Consider the following 15,681-nt stretch of genomic DNA (forward strand, 5'->3'; position numbering starts at 1 on the left):
TTATCCCATATTCTTAAGGAAGCAAAGAATGGAATCAATTTCATTGATTCTTTCTAAGCGAATGCATATCCATTAAGCTTCTTCGGCGACAAAGTCACTCTTCTTTGCTCCCTAAAATAAAACATTCAAATGAACTTTCTTTGCGTTTTTTAAAATGTATTGTTTCATTCAACAAATAGTGTTGTTCTATAATGTTTCCCAAATTTTTGAACCTGCTCCGTACAAATGTGGCGACAGAACCGTTTAACCTCAGTCAGTTTTTCTATACATGGCTATCACAGACAATTAAAATTAATTTATGTAACTTCCTGCAACTTTTCAATGAAAGTAACGACAGATCTTATAATTTTAATAAAAGACAATGAAAAAGCTAACTTATCTTACTTTATCACTTTTCTCAATATTTACCTTTGCACAGGAAGTTTCAAAAGAAAGAGTAAAAACAGTAATTTCCACTCTTGCCTCAGACGAAATGAAAGGACGTGAGATCTGGACTCCCGAAAATGAAAATGCAGCGAACTATATCGCTTCTCTTTTCAAAGAAAATAAACTCGATTACTGTACAGGAAATTCTTATCTGATCCCTTTTGAATATAAAGGTAAAAAGGCTTACAACGTATGTGGTGTAAAAAGAGGAAAAGCGGATAAATACCTTGGATTCTCCGGCCACTTCGACCACATAGGTACCAGTGATAAAAGCGGTGACAATATTTATAATGGAGCAGATGATGATGCCAGCGGCATTACCACTCTGGTAGGAATTGCTGACTATTTTAAAAACAAAAAACCTGAGTTTTCAATGGTTTTCATGGCCTTCAACGGTGAAGAAAAAGGAATGCTGGGGTCAAAAGCAATATCAGAAGATAAAAGCCTGGATAAAATCTACAACAATATGACGGCTCTTTTCAATTTTGAAATGGTAGCCACAGAATCTCAATGGGGTAAAAATTCATTATACATGACCGGAGACGGATTCTCGGATCTGGATGAGCTCTTTAATCAGTATGCTGTAAACGGATTAAAGATCAATGCTGATCCTTACTCAAAGCAACAGCTGTTCTATCGTTCAGATAATGTAAGCTTTGTCAAGAAAAAAATCATTGCCCATTCTTTTTCAACTGTTGATATGACGAAAGCTAATCATTATCATCATGAAAATGACGACATCAACATCGTTGACGTTGACAATATGACTCAGATCATCAATAACTTTGGAAAGACTCTGGAAAAACTGAATCCGAAGAATTTTGCACCGAAATACAATGATCAGGTAAGGTTCTAATTCATCCTATTTATAAAATACCCGAAAGCTTTTTTGAGTTATTTTAATGGCCACGAATGCACTAATTTTTATTACTGCATTCGTGGCATCATTCTATTATTAAGACAGTATGCTTCAAATTTTTCTATAGCACAGATTCCTCTCATTTTTTACAATATGAATTTAAAAGCCAGAGTTTTGTAACAAATACAGAGTTTTTAAAACATATCTATTAAAGTAAAACCGGATTAAGCACGTCTTATCTTTTAATTTTACGTAATTTTGCTATCCAATTTTTTCATTGAATGAACGAGTATAAGAAAATTCTGAGGTTCGCAAGGCCCCATCAAAAATATATCTACGGAAGTTTATTTTTCAATATTTTGTATTCCGTATTTCAGATCGCATCTCTTGGGGCGATTCTTCCGGTTTTAGCAATGCTTTTTGGCACTATTGAAACCGAGAAATATGAAACTCCTCCTGTTTATTCAGGAGAGATTATTGATTTTTTTCCTTACCTAAAAGAATATTCCAATTATTATGTACAAACTTTAGTTGATCAACATGGTGCACTTACTGTACTTGCATGGCTCTGTATCATCACCGCATTTATGTTCCTGTTAAGAAATGTTTTCAGATATTTAGGAGCATTACTTTTGATCAATTACCGGGTAGGTGTTACCAAAGATCTGCGTGGTGCGATGTATAGAAAAATATTATCGTTGCCTGTTTCCTTTTTTACAGACAGCCGAAAGGGAGATATGATGTCCCGTATGTCTAATGATGTAGGAGAAGTGGAAGGAAATATTCTGGGTAGCTTAGTTGAATTAATCAATGCTCCCTTTATGCTGATCAGTACTTTGGTCTCTCTATTTATTGTAAGTCCTGAAATGACTCTTTTCTCATTATTGGTACTGCCGGTTATGGGAACAATGATTGCTTTGATCGGAAAAAGCCTGAAAAAAGACTCTCATGAAGCACAAAATGAGCTGGGGACCATTTTCTCTATTGTAGATGAAACCCTAAAATCATCCAAAGTCATTAAAATATTTAATGCTGAAAAGATCATGGATAACCGCTTCATGCGATCTATGAACAAATGGATTTCAAGCTCAATGAGTTTAGGAAGAAAAAAAGAACTGGCATCTCCAATGAGCGAATTTTTAGGATCTATTACCTTCCTTATTATTGCATGGTATGGTGGGAAACAGATTATTGTAGAACACAGTTTATCTCCTGCAGGTTTTCTGGTATTTCTGGGAATGTTCTTCCAGATCTTACCGCCGGCAAAAACTTTATCCTCCTCTATTTCTAATGTACAGAAAGGTGAAGCTTCTCTGAAAAGAGTATTGGAAATTCTGGAAGCTGATGTGAAAATCGAAGAAATAGCAGAACCTGTTTCTATTTCATCCCTTCAGAACAATATTGAATTTAAAGACATCGGATTTTATTATGATAAAGCCAATCTGATCCTTAAAAACTTCAACTTAACGATTCCAAAAGGAAAAACCGTTGCACTGGTTGGACAGAGTGGAAGCGGAAAAACAACGATTGCCAATCTTTTAGCAAGATTCTATGATGTTTCGGAAGGAGAAATCCTGATTGACGGAACCAATATTAAACATTTAAAATTAAAGGAATACCGCCAGCTTCTGGGAATGGTAACACAGGAATCCGTATTATTCAACGATTCTGTGTATAACAATATCCTGATGGGTAAACCCGATGCCACCAGAGAAGAAGTGATTGCTGCTGCTAAAATTGCTAATGCAGACGACTTTATATCCAACCTTTCTGAAGGATATGACACCAACATCGGAGATGACGGAAATAAGCTTTCCGGAGGACAGAAACAAAGGGTCTCTATTGCCAGAGCGGTATTGAAGAACCCACCGATCATGATTCTGGATGAGGCCACCTCTGCACTGGATACAGAATCTGAAAGATTTGTACAGGATGCCCTGGAAAAAATGATGGAAAACAGAACGTCTCTAGTGATTGCCCACCGTCTTTCAACTATTCAGAAAGCAGACTGGATTGTAGTGATGGAAAAAGGTGATATTGTAGAGCAGGGAACACACCATGACCTTATTGCCAAAAAAGGGATGTACAACAAGCTTGTTGAGCTTCAAAATTTTGACTAAATCTTTTTTAATTCATTTTAAAATATGAATCCTATACAAGAGTATTTCTACAGAATCGAAGAGCCTGAAAGAAGTACTCTTCTTTTTTTACGGGAAAAGATCCTGGCTTCCGACCCAGAAAACATCACGGAAACGTTAAGCTTCGGTCTTCCGTTTTTTAAGTATAAAAAGAAAATGCTGTGCTATTTTTATTACAGCAAGAAATACAAAAAGCACTATCTGAGCTTTTATCATGGTGACAGGTTAGAGTATCCGGAATTGATTCAGGATGGGCGAAAGAAGTTTAAAATTTTACTCATTGATGCTAAAGAGGATTTGCCTGTGGAGTTTATTCTGAAATTAACAGACGAGGTGAAAAAGTATATAAAATAATATGTTTATTTTCTAATCATATTTCACCGCCTGATCCAATTCGATCGGATTATAGGTATCTCTGATATTTTTCCGCATATTTTCTGTCATTTGTTTCATACTCATCTCTATTCTTTCCCCTTTTTCATTAGCATTTACATACCCTATATTTCTGGTCTTAACTTCTGCATAAGGGTCTTTGTAATAGCTGAGCTCCAATTGCTTTAATATATCCCAGGTAATTTCTTTTTTGGGGATTAAATGAGTTATTTGATGGGTATCTTTTTTGATTTTGATCAATTCAAAACGATAGTCTGACAGCTCATCTGAAATTTTAATAATCAGTCCCGGCAAGCCATTGAATACATAAGGGCCATCCTGTAATGGAATTTCCTGTGTAAACCAGGCAATCCACTTTCTTCCTCCATATACCAGTTCTGCTCTCTGGCAGTCAAAATCCCCAATTTTCAATTTATTCTGAAGTATTTTCCAGGCAAGGTTTTCTATCGGCAAAGCATATAGGTCACTAAAAATTGGTGTTGAGATAATTCTATTAACTTTTTTTTCCGCCAATTTCTTTTGAGTGTAGTACTGATGATTATATAATAGCTTAAAACCTAATCCATACCCCGTCTTTTCTATCAAAGAATCTGAAGACCGATCCCGTTCAGATCGAAATAATGATTCTTTATCCGATACATCAAGATAAAAAAGTTCATTTTTATAATCCGCTTTATTTGAATTGAGTTTATATTTTGCATCATATATAAATGATATGTTCTGTGAAAACACATTACAAAATAATAAACTCAAACATAAAACAAAAAAGATTTCCCTCATTTCTGATTCTTTAAAACTACTTAAAGATTGCATTTTTTTTAAGACAAAAAAATATTTTTGATAAAATTTAATAATTTAAAATACTGACAATCAAAAGCATAAAATTTAAATCATTTTTAAAAAATACAAAAATCCAATATGTCAATCATTGATTTATAAAGAATAGAAAATATTTTTCAATCATTGTTTTAAAAAAACAAAAAAAAGAGAAACTTAATTTTCTCCTTATTATCTTACTTCATCTTTTAATTCGGCGATCATCTTCATGAGTTCAATTAGATAATCTCTTTTCGACAATATTGATGATGTACTAAAATCCTCTCCCCTTTAAAAATAAAAAACCCCGGCATGAATATCATACCGGAGCCCTCCTTAAAAACTATTATCATTGTGTGTTTATCCCGTTGAATTCTGCCTGTTTGACTGCCCAGGCAATCATATTGGCAAAAAGTATGGAGTTCTGAACCTGCATTGATCCTGCAGCATATCCGTTTCCTGCGTATCCGTAAGCGGATTTCTGAACCGGAAAATATCCTCCTGAACCTGGTGCAACAAAAGGCTCAATAGTATTACTTGTATATTGATTTCCATTGGCGTTCTCATTACTCACAAAACCTCCGTCTCCAAACCAGATAAAATGCAGGCTGGTATTTCTCATCCCTGAAATTCCTGTTCTGGCCGTTGTACTGTTGATTGGCTGCGCATAACTGTAGGGAATAAAGCCGCTGGTAAGCCCTGAAATATTGACAGTAGCAGAAGCATCCTCACCCCAGTTCTTTCCTCTTACATCTCCAAAAGGCCCGTTAAGAATCGGATCGTCGGAATTGGAAAGTGCGTAAACAGATCCCCCTCCACCTCCGTTACCTGCTGAAATGGCAGGATCAGAAAATATTCCTCTGAATAGATTTTGGGCAACATTGGCATCATCTGTGAAAGCAATGACAACTCCTTTTTTATTAAGATAAGACGAAATAGCATTTATTTCTGCCCCATTGGGTGTATAATTGTAACCCATAATCACAATATCAGGTTTATTATTAAGCGCCGTCTGAAGAGCTGATAATGAAGGAGCATTTCCCAGAGAAATATGTGTAAATCCTTCATATTTAACAATACTTGAAGCCGTTGTTCCAAAATTAGACGGAGAATCCATAAGACTTCTTGAGGGTCCGGTATAAGCACTATATCCATACGCTGTTTCATACCCAATATGCACTACCGTCTTTTTAGGAATGACAATGGTTATATTCACAGAACATGTTGTTGCTACGCCTCCCTGGCTGTCAGAAGTAATATTTATTGTTTTCACAGATGTAGAAGAAGGAGTGCCTGTTCCGTTTAAGATTATATTCTGATTTCCTGTGGAAGTAAAAGTTCCTGAACCGCTGAAGGATATTCCATCCACAGTATTGGTGGCAATAGTATAACTTCCCAACGCAGAAACATTAACTGGCAGAGTAATGGTATTTGAGGCATTTAGAGCGGTTCCAACTTTGTACACTCCATTTACCGTAGCATTTCCACAACTCATCACGTAAGAACCCGAATGATTAAGTACAGCAACAGAAACAGCTGGTGTACAGGTTACTTCTATTCCGTTAATATTAAATACGATATTATCGATCTGTACATTCTGAGGAGTTCCCTGCCCCGGAATCTGTATGGTTTGTATTCCGGTATTCAGAAAAGCTCCGGTTCCGTAGAAATTGTATCCGTTTGAGGTGGTTCCTGAAATAATATAGTTGCCTGGCTTTGTTATATTGACATTCATGCTTAAATAGTTGGAGCTGTTAAGCTCTTTACCTTTTAAATAGCTTCCCATAGCTTTTGCAGAAGAGCAGTCGACTGTAAAAACGGCCTTCCCTAGCTGTCCACAGATACTTTTCCACTCATTACTGGTAACGCTCCAATAGTTTAAACAGTCTTCTGTGGTATTGTATACCGTTAAACCATTATCCTTGGCAGGGTTTATTACAATTGCATTTCTTTGCACTTCAGTCAGCCGGGGAATAAGAACTCCTTTATTATTATTTCCTGAAACTACATCCAAAACGGAATTGGTATTCGGTGTAGTGGTATTAATGCCTACAGCTCCGTTATTAGCCTGAGAATAGAATTTTCCAAAAGTAAAGATCATTGCGATCAGCAAAAATTTGATTGGTGGCATTGTCAATTTTGTATTCATCATTTATTAAATTAAATTGTTTAATGATTAAAATTTTAACCGTTGCAAAGTTATCATTCGCAAAAAATCATAAAGAAATTTCACCTACACAATACTACTCATGCGTAGTAAAACTCAATATATATGAGCAGCATATGGGAAAATGATATTTTTGAAAGAGTTTTATATTTTAAAGAGCAGCTTCCATTTTGTAATCGTATTCCGGCTCATTTTAAAATGATTACTCAACTGAATATTGGAAAGATTGTTTTCTCTCTGATACCTTAGAATTTTGATTATAGAATCTTCATCATAAGAGCGAAGCCTCCGGTTATTCACCTGTTCTCTATATTCCTGTTCTCCGAAAATCAATTGGTTCAGTTTCAGAACATCAATCGCTGAATGCAGGTTATCAAGCTTATTGATGATATGATCTTCAGCCAGCTTTTCAGGGAATTTTTCAGTAAGAAGATCTGTATAAATTTGTTTATAATCTGGTGTCATACTAAACTTTTTTCATCCATTTATAAAGTGTTGTTTTCGGAATTTTATACTTCAGAACCGCCTCACTGGTGGTCAGTATCCCCATCTCTATCCTACCCAGCACAAAATCTTTTACTTCCTGTGTATAAACATTTTTCCTGAAAATCATTATATCTCCTTTTCGCTTTAAAGTATTATCCAACTTTGTCTGTGGAGCATATAAAATGAGATGCCCGCTGTAAAAACGAAAGAAATCAAACTTCAGCAGCTTACACCATCTCAACAGCATTTCACTATCGATACTTTTCTCACCGTACATATTTTCAATATCATGTTCGGTTTTTTCTAAAAATCTGGAAATTCTTTCCAAAGGAATCTGATATTCTTCTACTTTGTTTTGTATCAGACTTCCAATATGAATATTCTTAATGTTCATTTATTGTATTTTTTTTTGCGGTAAAAATAGAGACGTGCACATAAATACCCTGTATATTTCACTACTCAACACTACGTATAAGTAGTAAAACTCAGAATTGGATATTTTTAAATTTTAATAAGGAAACTGTTAATGCTGATTTCGGAAGGGATCCCTAGTTTTTTCCGTATCCTGTATTTCTTACTTTCCACGGCACGAGTACTGACATTGGTACATTGGGCAATTCTTTTCGTATCAAAATCAAGTTTCATTAAGGCGCAGAAATACAGCTCAGAATGAATCATATCTGAATTGATATTTAAAATTTCAGGAATAAAATGGGGAAAAAGAAGTTGAAACTTTTCAAAAAACAAAGGCGAATTGTTCTCTGCCAGGGTGAAGATCTCCTGAATATTCTCTTCTGAAAGATCATTGATAAGAATTTTCTGTTTCATCAGTTCATTATTTGTTTTGACCAAATCCCTTATCGTGGAATCTTTCACTTTTCTGTCATTCATCAACCCATTAATCAACTCATCTTTTTGCCTCACAAAAGCAATACCCATCAGAAAAGAAATGATTATAAATAAAATATTCCATATCCTTATTATTTTAAAATCTTTATTCTCTAAAAATCTGCTTCTAGGTAAAAAATCAAAGTCAAAGTGCAGAAATACTATACAACTGATAATGATTATAAAAGCCGTAATAATCATAGAGAAAGCATCTTGCCGGTATTGCATAAAGAAAGGAAGGGCAAACAACAGACAGAAATAAAAATACTCTACACCGGCGCTTTTATAAGTATAAATGGAAAAAAGACTCACTATAAAAGTCAATACAATAAATACTGAAACAATCGTAATCTTCAGCCTATTATCAGAAGGTCCAGCCTTTTCTCTAATCCCAATTAGCAACAACCAAAGAATATTGATAAGCGTAAGAAATAAAGAAGTCAAAACATCTTCATGCGAAACAATAATAAAAACAGGATAAATAAGAAAAAAGGAAAATATTAAAACCCAATTCCTATTCATAAAATTCAGATCACTTGTTTCGAAATCACCATTTATATCCTCACACTTATTACTCGCTGTTCCAAAGAAAAGTTTATAAATCATTTTGTAGTTTTTTGCAGTTTTTTTTAACTTTTAAACAGATAACTGATAAAGTATTTCTTTGCAAATATCGAATTACAGCGTTGTATAGAGTTCAAAAAACAGATAAGGAATGTTTTCGAAAAATGTTCCTATGTTAATTAATGATTTATAATTATTAACTTAAAATAGGGTTTAAAAAGAAAATATTTTTCTATAAGAGCATCGGATATGAATCCTAGAAATTATACCTGGAACGAGCCAGCAATATATTTAATAAAAAAAAGAGAACCATAACGGCTCTCTTCTGTATGTATTTAAAAACTATTCTCTAGTTCTGTTTCAGTTTGGCAATCACATCCAGACCTCCTTTCGTAATATCTCCGATCTTACAAACGATCTCAGTATCCAGAGGCAGGAAAACGTCCATTCTGGACCCGAATTTAATAAATCCGAACTCATGCCCGGCTTTTGCCTGATCTCCCTCATTACAGTAGAATACGATCCTTCTGGCTACATATCCTGCAATTTGTCTGAAAACCACTTTATGGTTAGTCAAAGTTTCTACGGCTACCGTTGTTCTTTCATTTTCTGTTGAAGACTTTTCATGCCATGCTACAAGGTACTTTCCAGGGTGATATTTTTTATAGATCACTTTTCCTGAAACCGGATAACGGCAGATGTGTACGTTCAGTGGGGACATGAAAATGGAAACCTGGATGGCTTTTCCTTTTATAAATTCATTTTCTTCCACTTCTTTGATCATTACCACTTTTCCGTCCACAGGAGCGATTACGTTTTCTTTGTGGTCAAGAATAGTACGGTTAGGCACTCTGAAAAACCAGAATACAAGACAGTAAATAACCAACAAAGGTACAATGATCAGCAGGGACCATATTTTAAGGAAATAAATAGCTAACGCTCCCAATACCAGGAAAAGTATCGTTGCTACGGTAATTGTTCCTTTTGATTCTCTATGTAATTTCATGAGACTAAATAAATTTTTCTAAAATAAAGTACAAATATACGACAGGAACACAGATAATAAAACTATCCAGCCTGTCTAATACGCCACCATGCCCGGGAATGATGTTCCCACTGTCTTTTACGCCGAAATTTCTTTTCAGCTGGCTTTCCACCAAATCTCCCAGCGGAGCAAAAGCAGCCACCAAAAATCCTACAACCATCCAGTTTCCTCTGAGCTCTGGCTGATAATGTTCTATAAAATAAGACAGCACCAATGTTAAAACAACTCCTCCTATATAGCCTTCCCAGGTTTTTTTAGGAGAAATCTTAGGGGCCATTTTATGTTTTCCGAAAAATTTCCCTACCAAATAGGCAAAAGTATCACTACTCCAGATCAGGATAAACAGGAAAAGAACTTCCAGAGAGAAAGTATCATTATAGCTGGAAAACTTAGGCAGTCCTAAAGCAAAGCTGAAAGGCAATGCTACATAAATAACAGTGAAAATCAGTTTCCCACTGTCGAAATATAATTCATTAGGATATTTGAATAGGGTAACCACAGCAATTCCGATAAGCGCCAGCGCAAGAATCTCGCTCAGCCTGAAATCGAAAAAGAAATCGTGATTAAAGTATCGTTTGGAAAAAATATAGAATATAAAAATGACCAATGGATATACCACCCATTTTTCATATCCGTTTCCGAATTTCATGATCTTTACACACTCCCAGGTTCCTACGATAAGCAGCAAACTCATGAGTGCATGATAAAGATATTGTTGTTTGATAAGACCAGGAGCAATATTGTTGATCAGTTGAGCTCCCAGCGGAGTGGAACAAAGAATAATGATAGCTACATAGACTATACCTGAAAGGGTTCTTTGAATGAGATTTTTGTCCAAAATTTAAAATTTAGAAGTGGGTGCTTAATCTTCAAGCAGCAATAAAAACAGTTTTGTATTGGAATTGGAAGAACTGTCCATTTTAGACTGGCTTCCGCTGATGGAAGTAAGGTTCTTGATATTTCCGTTTCTTTTTATTTTCCCCATGGCATCATTCAGGTTATTCACGATCTGCGAAACATTGGCAATGATAATAATCCTATCCGGAAGCCTTGAAGAATGATAATGAAGAATATTGTTATGTGAAAGCATGATTCTGCCGTCATAGGCAATCAGATATTCACAGGTAATGAATGCTGCATCATTAGACGGTTCCAGCTCTGAGGTATAAGAAGTCTTCACAACATTCAAAAAGTTCTGAAGTTCTTTATCCCAACAGAAAAGGTTTCCAATCCCTTCTATTTTGATAATTTGATTTAAAGTTTGTAGAGCTTCCGCTTCATCTGCACAATAATTAAAAAATCCCCCCGAATGCGTAAATAATTGCGCAAACTTATAGTCAAGATCCGCATTTTTCAGCGAATCCCCAAGCTTCTCCAGGCTCTGTTTTTCCTCTTCTTCAGGCTGGTTGGTAAGTTTGCTTACAATCCTCTTGAATAAATTCAACTTAATCTATTTTTAGTCAACTTTATACAAAAATAGAAAATAAATTACAATCGAGTCCAATATATCTGTTTAAATATGAAAAAACCTGACAATTTTGCGGTTGTCAGGTTTTTATTGATCTTATATTTTTTAGCGTTTTAAAGCTGTGTAGGGCTTTCCGGCGCTTGTATTTCACTTTCTTCCTCTTTCTCTTTGATCTGAGGAACATCCAATACTTCCGGCTGATCCTTTTCAGGGATTGTATTGGTTACAGGTTTCTCTGTCAATTCAGGATCCCAAGCTCTTTTTCCGAAGATTTCTTCTAAGTCTTCACGGAAGATTACTTCTTTCTCCAAAAGCTTGTTCGCAAGAGCATCCAGCTTATCCTTATTCTCTGTCAGAATTCTGATCGCTCTTTCGTATTGATCTTCGATGATCGCTTTGATCTCTGCATCAATCTTGGTAGCCGTTTCTTCAGAATAAGGTTTTCCGAAATTATATTCCGACTGGCCAGAGCTGTCATAATAAGAAATGTTTCCTATATTTTCGCTTAGTCCATAGATGGTTACCATTGCCTGAGCACGTTTAGTTACTTTTTCAAGGTCAGATAATGCTCCTGTTGAGATATTGTTGAAAATTACCTGCTCAGCGGCTCTACCTCCTAAAGTAGCACACATTTCATCAAGCATTTGCTGGGTAGTCGTCAACTGTCTTTCTTCCGGTAAGTACCACGCTGCCCCTAGAGACTGTCCTCTCGGAACAATGGTTACTTTCAGAAGTGGTGCTGCGTGCTCTACCAACCAGCTTACCGTTGCATGTCCTGCTTCGTGGAACGCTACTCTTCTTTTTTCTGACGGCTTAATCGCCATATTTTTCTTTTCAAGACCACCAATGATTCTGTCTACAGCGTCAAGGAAATCCTGTTTTGTTACTGAAGTATGACTGTTTCTTGCCGCGATCAATGCTGCTTCGTTACAAACGTTTGCAATATCTGCCCCACTGAATCCCGGAGTCTGTTTTGCCAGGAAATCTCTGTCTACATTATCATCAAGTTTGATCTTCTTCAAATGAACATCAAAGATTTGTCTTCTTTCGTGCAATTCCGGAAGGTCTACATAGATCGAACGGTCAAAACGTCCGGCTCTCATTAAGGCCTTATCAAGAATATCTGCTCTGTTGGTAGCTGCCATTACAATGACATTGACATCTGTTCCGAAACCATCCATCTCGGTAAGAAGTTGGTTCAATGTATTTTCTCTTTCATCGTTTCCGCCTGAGAAGTTGTTCTTTCCTCTTGCACGACCGATGGCATCGATCTCATCGATAAAGATAATTGCAGGAGATTTTGCTTTTGCCTGGGCAAAAAGGTCTCTTACTCTTGAAGCTCCTACCCCAACGAACATTTCTACGAAATCAGAACCTGACAATGAGAAGAATGGTACTTTAGCTTCACCGGCAACTGCTTTTGCCAACAAAGTTTTACCTGTTCCCGGAGGCCCTACTAAAAGAACTCCTTTAGGAATTTTACCTCCCAGTTTGGTATATTTTTCAGAGTTTTTCAAGAAATCCACAACTTCCTGTACCTCTTCTTTAGCACCTTCCAATCCTGCAACATCTTTAAATGTCACCTGAATTCTTTCTTTTTCGTCGAAAAGTTTCGCTTTAGATTTTCCGATAGAGAAGATTTGTCCGCCAGGACCTCCGCCACCACCCATCTTTCTGAAAAGAAGGAAGTAGAATAATCCCAGAATGGCAATCCAGATCAGTGCAGATATTAAAATATCAGCGAAAGGACTTTTTCCGGTTCCATAGTCTTTAGCTGTTTTAATAGCCGGATTCGTAGCTTTGATCTGTTCAAATTTCTGAAGGAAAAGCTGAAGATCTCCGTACTTCACAGAATAATCTGCTTTAGGAGCCATTTCGAATGCTGAAAGAGGGTTATTCTCTTTGGCTGTTTTGTTTACCATCGCTGACTTTGCCTCTTTGGTAAGAAAAACATCAGCTTTCTCTATGTCTTTGTATATAATTATATTCTGGACTTTTCCCGCCTGCATTTCTCTGAAGAAACCATCTTCATCAATAGTTTTTGCTGTATCCCCTCCAAGGAAATTGGAGCCAAAGAACAGCAAAAGAGCTATGATTATAACAGGAAAGAACCAGTTGAATCCTTTATTATTCATTGATACTTTTTAAAATTTTATTATTCATTTTCAATTCTGGTAATGACTGCGTCACCCCAAAGCTCTTCTATGTCATAGTACTCACGTACCTGTTTCTGGAATATGTGAACAACCACTGAAACGTAGTCTACCAATACCCACATAGCATTTTCAGTACCTTCTACGTGCCAAGGTCTGTCCTGCAGTTCGTTTCTTACTTTTTTCTCAACACTTCCTGCCAATGCAGCCACCTGTGTATTTGAGTTTCCACTACATATCACGAACGTTTCTGCTACGGAGTTTTCAATGTTCGAAAGATCGAAGATCATAATGTCTTCTCCTTTTACATCCTGGATAGCTTCAACGATTTTATCTATTAACGCTTGTTTTTCTGCTGTTTTATTCATTAAAAAAATACTATAATCTGCAAATTTATTGTTTTTTCTTTACTTTAACCTTACTTTTACCCCCTTAATGTCTTAAATTTTTCTTAAATGAGCCAACTGTTCTATCTGAAAGAATGTTCTTCTACTAATGACGAAATAGCAAAGTTTTTACTTTACGAAAATTCAGATTTTATAGGTTTGCATACTTTCAACCAGACAAAAGGCCGTGGTCAATATGGAAATGTATGGATTCCGACTGCCGGAAAAAATCTGGCCTATACGCTGGCAGTGAATACTCAAGACATTGGGTGTTCCGACTTTATATTCAATTATTATACCGCAATTCTTGTCCGGGATTTCCTTGCCAAATTGGCTGAATCAGAGGTAAAGATCAAATGGCCGAATGATATTATCCTTAAAGGTAAAAAAATCGTTGGAATTTTAATAGAAAAGAAAAAAATTAATCAAAATAATTATTTCATCATAGGAACCGGCATCAATATTCTTCAGGAGAAGTTTGATGAAATATCCAACGCAGGCTCGCTTCTGACCCAGACAGGCAGAGCATTTGACCTGGAAGAACTCGCATCCGGTCTGCATGATTTTTTGTCCGAACATTTGAAAAGCATTCCTTCCGACCAGGAAATTCTGGACAGGTTCAACCAGCATCTTTTCAGAAAAGATCAGATCTCCGTCTTTGAAATTGAAAAAGAGAGACAAAATGGCATCATCCGAAAAGCAGACGACCTGGGTGAGCTCTGGATAGAGCTGGAAAACGACGGACTACGCCGTTTTTACCATAAAGAAGTGAAATTGCTTTACTGATTGGCTCTTTTGATGTACAAATAAAGGGTAAGTGGCAGAAACACCAGATTAGGAAGCCACATAGCCAACGCCGGAGGCAAACTTTTGTTTTCTGAAACTACCTTTAAAGCCTCAAACGAGAACACGAAAAGAAAGGCCAGCGAGATTCCTATTGCCAGGTTTATTCCCAGTCCTCCCCTTTTCTTTTGAGAAGACAGTGAAAGTGCCAGAAAAGTAAGAATAATGATAGAAACGGGCATTGAAGTTCTTTGGTGAAGCTCGTTCAGATAAGAATTCAGGTTGCTGTTTCCTCTTGCTTTTTCTCTTTCGATGAATTTTAAAAGTTCCGGTGTTGTTTTATTTTGTCCCAATAACTCGTTAGGGAAAAGCTCTTCCGGCGAGTGCCCATAGTTTTTCCTTAATTCAATTCCGTTATTGAGTTTTTCAGAATTGTCTTTATTGATTGTTTTTTCGAAATAGTTATTTAAAACGAATTGCTTTTTTTCTTTATCCCAATATACATCACTGGCTTTCAGCTCATAGACCATCCTTCTGTCTTTATCAAACTTCTGATAAACAAAGCTGGAGCCTCTTTTTTCTCTTTTATTCCAGGAGTCCACGAAAATGTATTCTGTTTTACTCAGCTGTGAAGAGGCCGGAGCGGTTCCTAAGATCTTTTCTTTATTGGCCGCATTATAGGTATAAGCTTCAAGCTCATTCTTTTTGATATTAGCCCACGGAAGTATCATATGATAGACCAGCATGGACACCAGCGCAATGAGAATTGAGGTATACAGGTAAGGTTTTGAAAATCTGTAAAAACTGGCTCCACTACTGATAATGGCAACAATCTCTGTGTTGTTTGCCATCCGGGATGTAAAATAAATCACCGAAATAAACACCAGAATGGAAAGAAAGGTCACTACAAGATTGATGATCCAGAAAGGATAAAAATGGATCAGGAAATACACCAGATCAAGCTTCGGATCTATGGCTTTTGCATTTTCTATCCTTGGTATCTTTTGCTGAACATCAATCACAAGCACCACTATAGACAACAGTACCAACATGAAACTGAATGTTCCAAGGTATTTTTTGATGATATATCTGTCTACAATTTTAAGCAT

15 protein-coding genes are annotated in these 15,681 nt (G+C 36.2%); 4 read left to right on the forward strand and 11 right to left on the reverse strand.

Annotation, left to right across the window (positions count from 1 at the left end):
- Positions 1-361: 361 nt before the first annotated feature.
- From AC106K_RS16085 to AC106K_RS16095, 3 genes are all read left to right on the forward strand, one after another.
- Positions 362-1,282 carry a M28 family metallopeptidase gene (locus AC106K_RS16085; RefSeq protein ID WP_482446490.1) on the forward strand — a complete coding sequence of 307 codons (921 nt, stop codon included), beginning with the start codon at positions 362-364 and terminating at the stop codon, positions 1,280-1,282.
- Positions 1,283-1,566: 284 nt separating this feature from the next.
- Positions 1,567-3,405 carry an ABC transporter ATP-binding protein gene (locus tag AC106K_RS16090; protein WP_482446491.1) on the forward strand — a complete coding sequence of 613 codons (1,839 nt, stop codon included), beginning with the start codon at positions 1,567-1,569 and terminating at the stop codon, positions 3,403-3,405.
- A gap of 24 nt (positions 3,406-3,429) precedes the next feature.
- Positions 3,430-3,777, forward strand: coding sequence for a DUF1801 domain-containing protein (locus tag AC106K_RS16095; protein ID WP_482446492.1), 348 nt, complete (start codon positions 3,430-3,432; stop codon positions 3,775-3,777).
- 12 nt (positions 3,778-3,789) lie between these two features.
- Here the strand turns inward: AC106K_RS16095 and AC106K_RS16100 are convergent, their stop codons facing one another.
- From AC106K_RS16100 to rsfS, 10 genes are all read right to left on the reverse strand, one after another.
- Entirely contained in the window at positions 3,790-4,629 is an 840-nt protein-coding gene (locus tag AC106K_RS16100) for a GLPGLI family protein (protein WP_482446493.1), read from the reverse strand.
- A 352-nt stretch (positions 4,630-4,981) separates the two neighbouring features.
- Positions 4,982-6,784, reverse strand: coding sequence for a hypothetical protein (locus tag AC106K_RS16105; RefSeq protein ID WP_482446494.1), 1,803 nt, complete (start codon positions 6,782-6,784; stop codon positions 4,982-4,984).
- Between the two features lie 159 nt (positions 6,785-6,943).
- Positions 6,944-7,264 (reverse strand): helix-turn-helix domain-containing protein, encoded by a 321-nt coding sequence (locus AC106K_RS16110; RefSeq protein WP_482446495.1) that lies wholly within the window; start codon positions 7,262-7,264, stop codon positions 6,944-6,946.
- A gap of 1 nt (position 7,265) precedes the next feature.
- Positions 7,266-7,679 (reverse strand): transposase, encoded by a 414-nt coding sequence (locus AC106K_RS16115; RefSeq protein ID WP_482446496.1) that lies wholly within the window; start codon positions 7,677-7,679, stop codon positions 7,266-7,268.
- A gap of 107 nt (positions 7,680-7,786) precedes the next feature.
- Positions 7,787-8,779, reverse strand: coding sequence for a helix-turn-helix transcriptional regulator (locus AC106K_RS16120; RefSeq protein ID WP_482446497.1), 993 nt, complete (start codon positions 8,777-8,779; stop codon positions 7,787-7,789).
- A 307-nt stretch (positions 8,780-9,086) separates the two neighbouring features.
- The gene (locus AC106K_RS16125; protein ID WP_482446498.1) at positions 9,087-9,743 is read right to left on the reverse strand and encodes a phosphatidylserine decarboxylase family protein; all 657 of its coding nucleotides are present in this window, start codon (positions 9,741-9,743) and stop codon (positions 9,087-9,089) included.
- Between the two features lie 4 nt (positions 9,744-9,747).
- Positions 9,748-10,620, reverse strand: coding sequence for a phosphatidate cytidylyltransferase (locus AC106K_RS16130; protein WP_482446499.1), 873 nt, complete (start codon positions 10,618-10,620; stop codon positions 9,748-9,750).
- Positions 10,621-10,644: 24 nt separating this feature from the next.
- On the reverse strand, positions 10,645-11,226 hold the full coding sequence (locus AC106K_RS16135) for an LUD domain-containing protein (RefSeq protein WP_047097450.1): 582 nt from the start codon (positions 11,224-11,226) through the stop codon (positions 10,645-10,647).
- Between the two features lie 137 nt (positions 11,227-11,363).
- Positions 11,364-13,385 carry an ATP-dependent zinc metalloprotease FtsH gene (ftsH, locus tag AC106K_RS16140; RefSeq protein ID WP_482446500.1) on the reverse strand — a complete coding sequence of 674 codons (2,022 nt, stop codon included), beginning with the start codon at positions 13,383-13,385 and terminating at the stop codon, positions 11,364-11,366.
- Positions 13,386-13,405: 20 nt separating this feature from the next.
- Positions 13,406-13,771 carry a ribosome silencing factor gene (gene rsfS / locus AC106K_RS16145; RefSeq protein WP_047097448.1) on the reverse strand — a complete coding sequence of 122 codons (366 nt, stop codon included), beginning with the start codon at positions 13,769-13,771 and terminating at the stop codon, positions 13,406-13,408.
- A gap of 87 nt (positions 13,772-13,858) precedes the next feature.
- Here rsfS and AC106K_RS16150 point away from each other — a divergent pair, with 87 nt between their 5' ends.
- Positions 13,859-14,575, forward strand: coding sequence for a biotin--[acetyl-CoA-carboxylase] ligase (locus AC106K_RS16150; protein ID WP_482446501.1), 717 nt, complete (start codon positions 13,859-13,861; stop codon positions 14,573-14,575).
- Here AC106K_RS16150 and AC106K_RS16155 read toward each other — a convergent pair.
- Positions 14,569-15,681, reverse strand: a complete 1,113-nt coding sequence (locus tag AC106K_RS16155) for an LptF/LptG family permease (protein WP_482446502.1) — start codon at positions 15,679-15,681, stop codon at positions 14,569-14,571. The genes AC106K_RS16150 and AC106K_RS16155 overlap by 7 nt on opposite strands.

The organism is Chryseobacterium sp. FR048 (assembly GCF_056844665.1).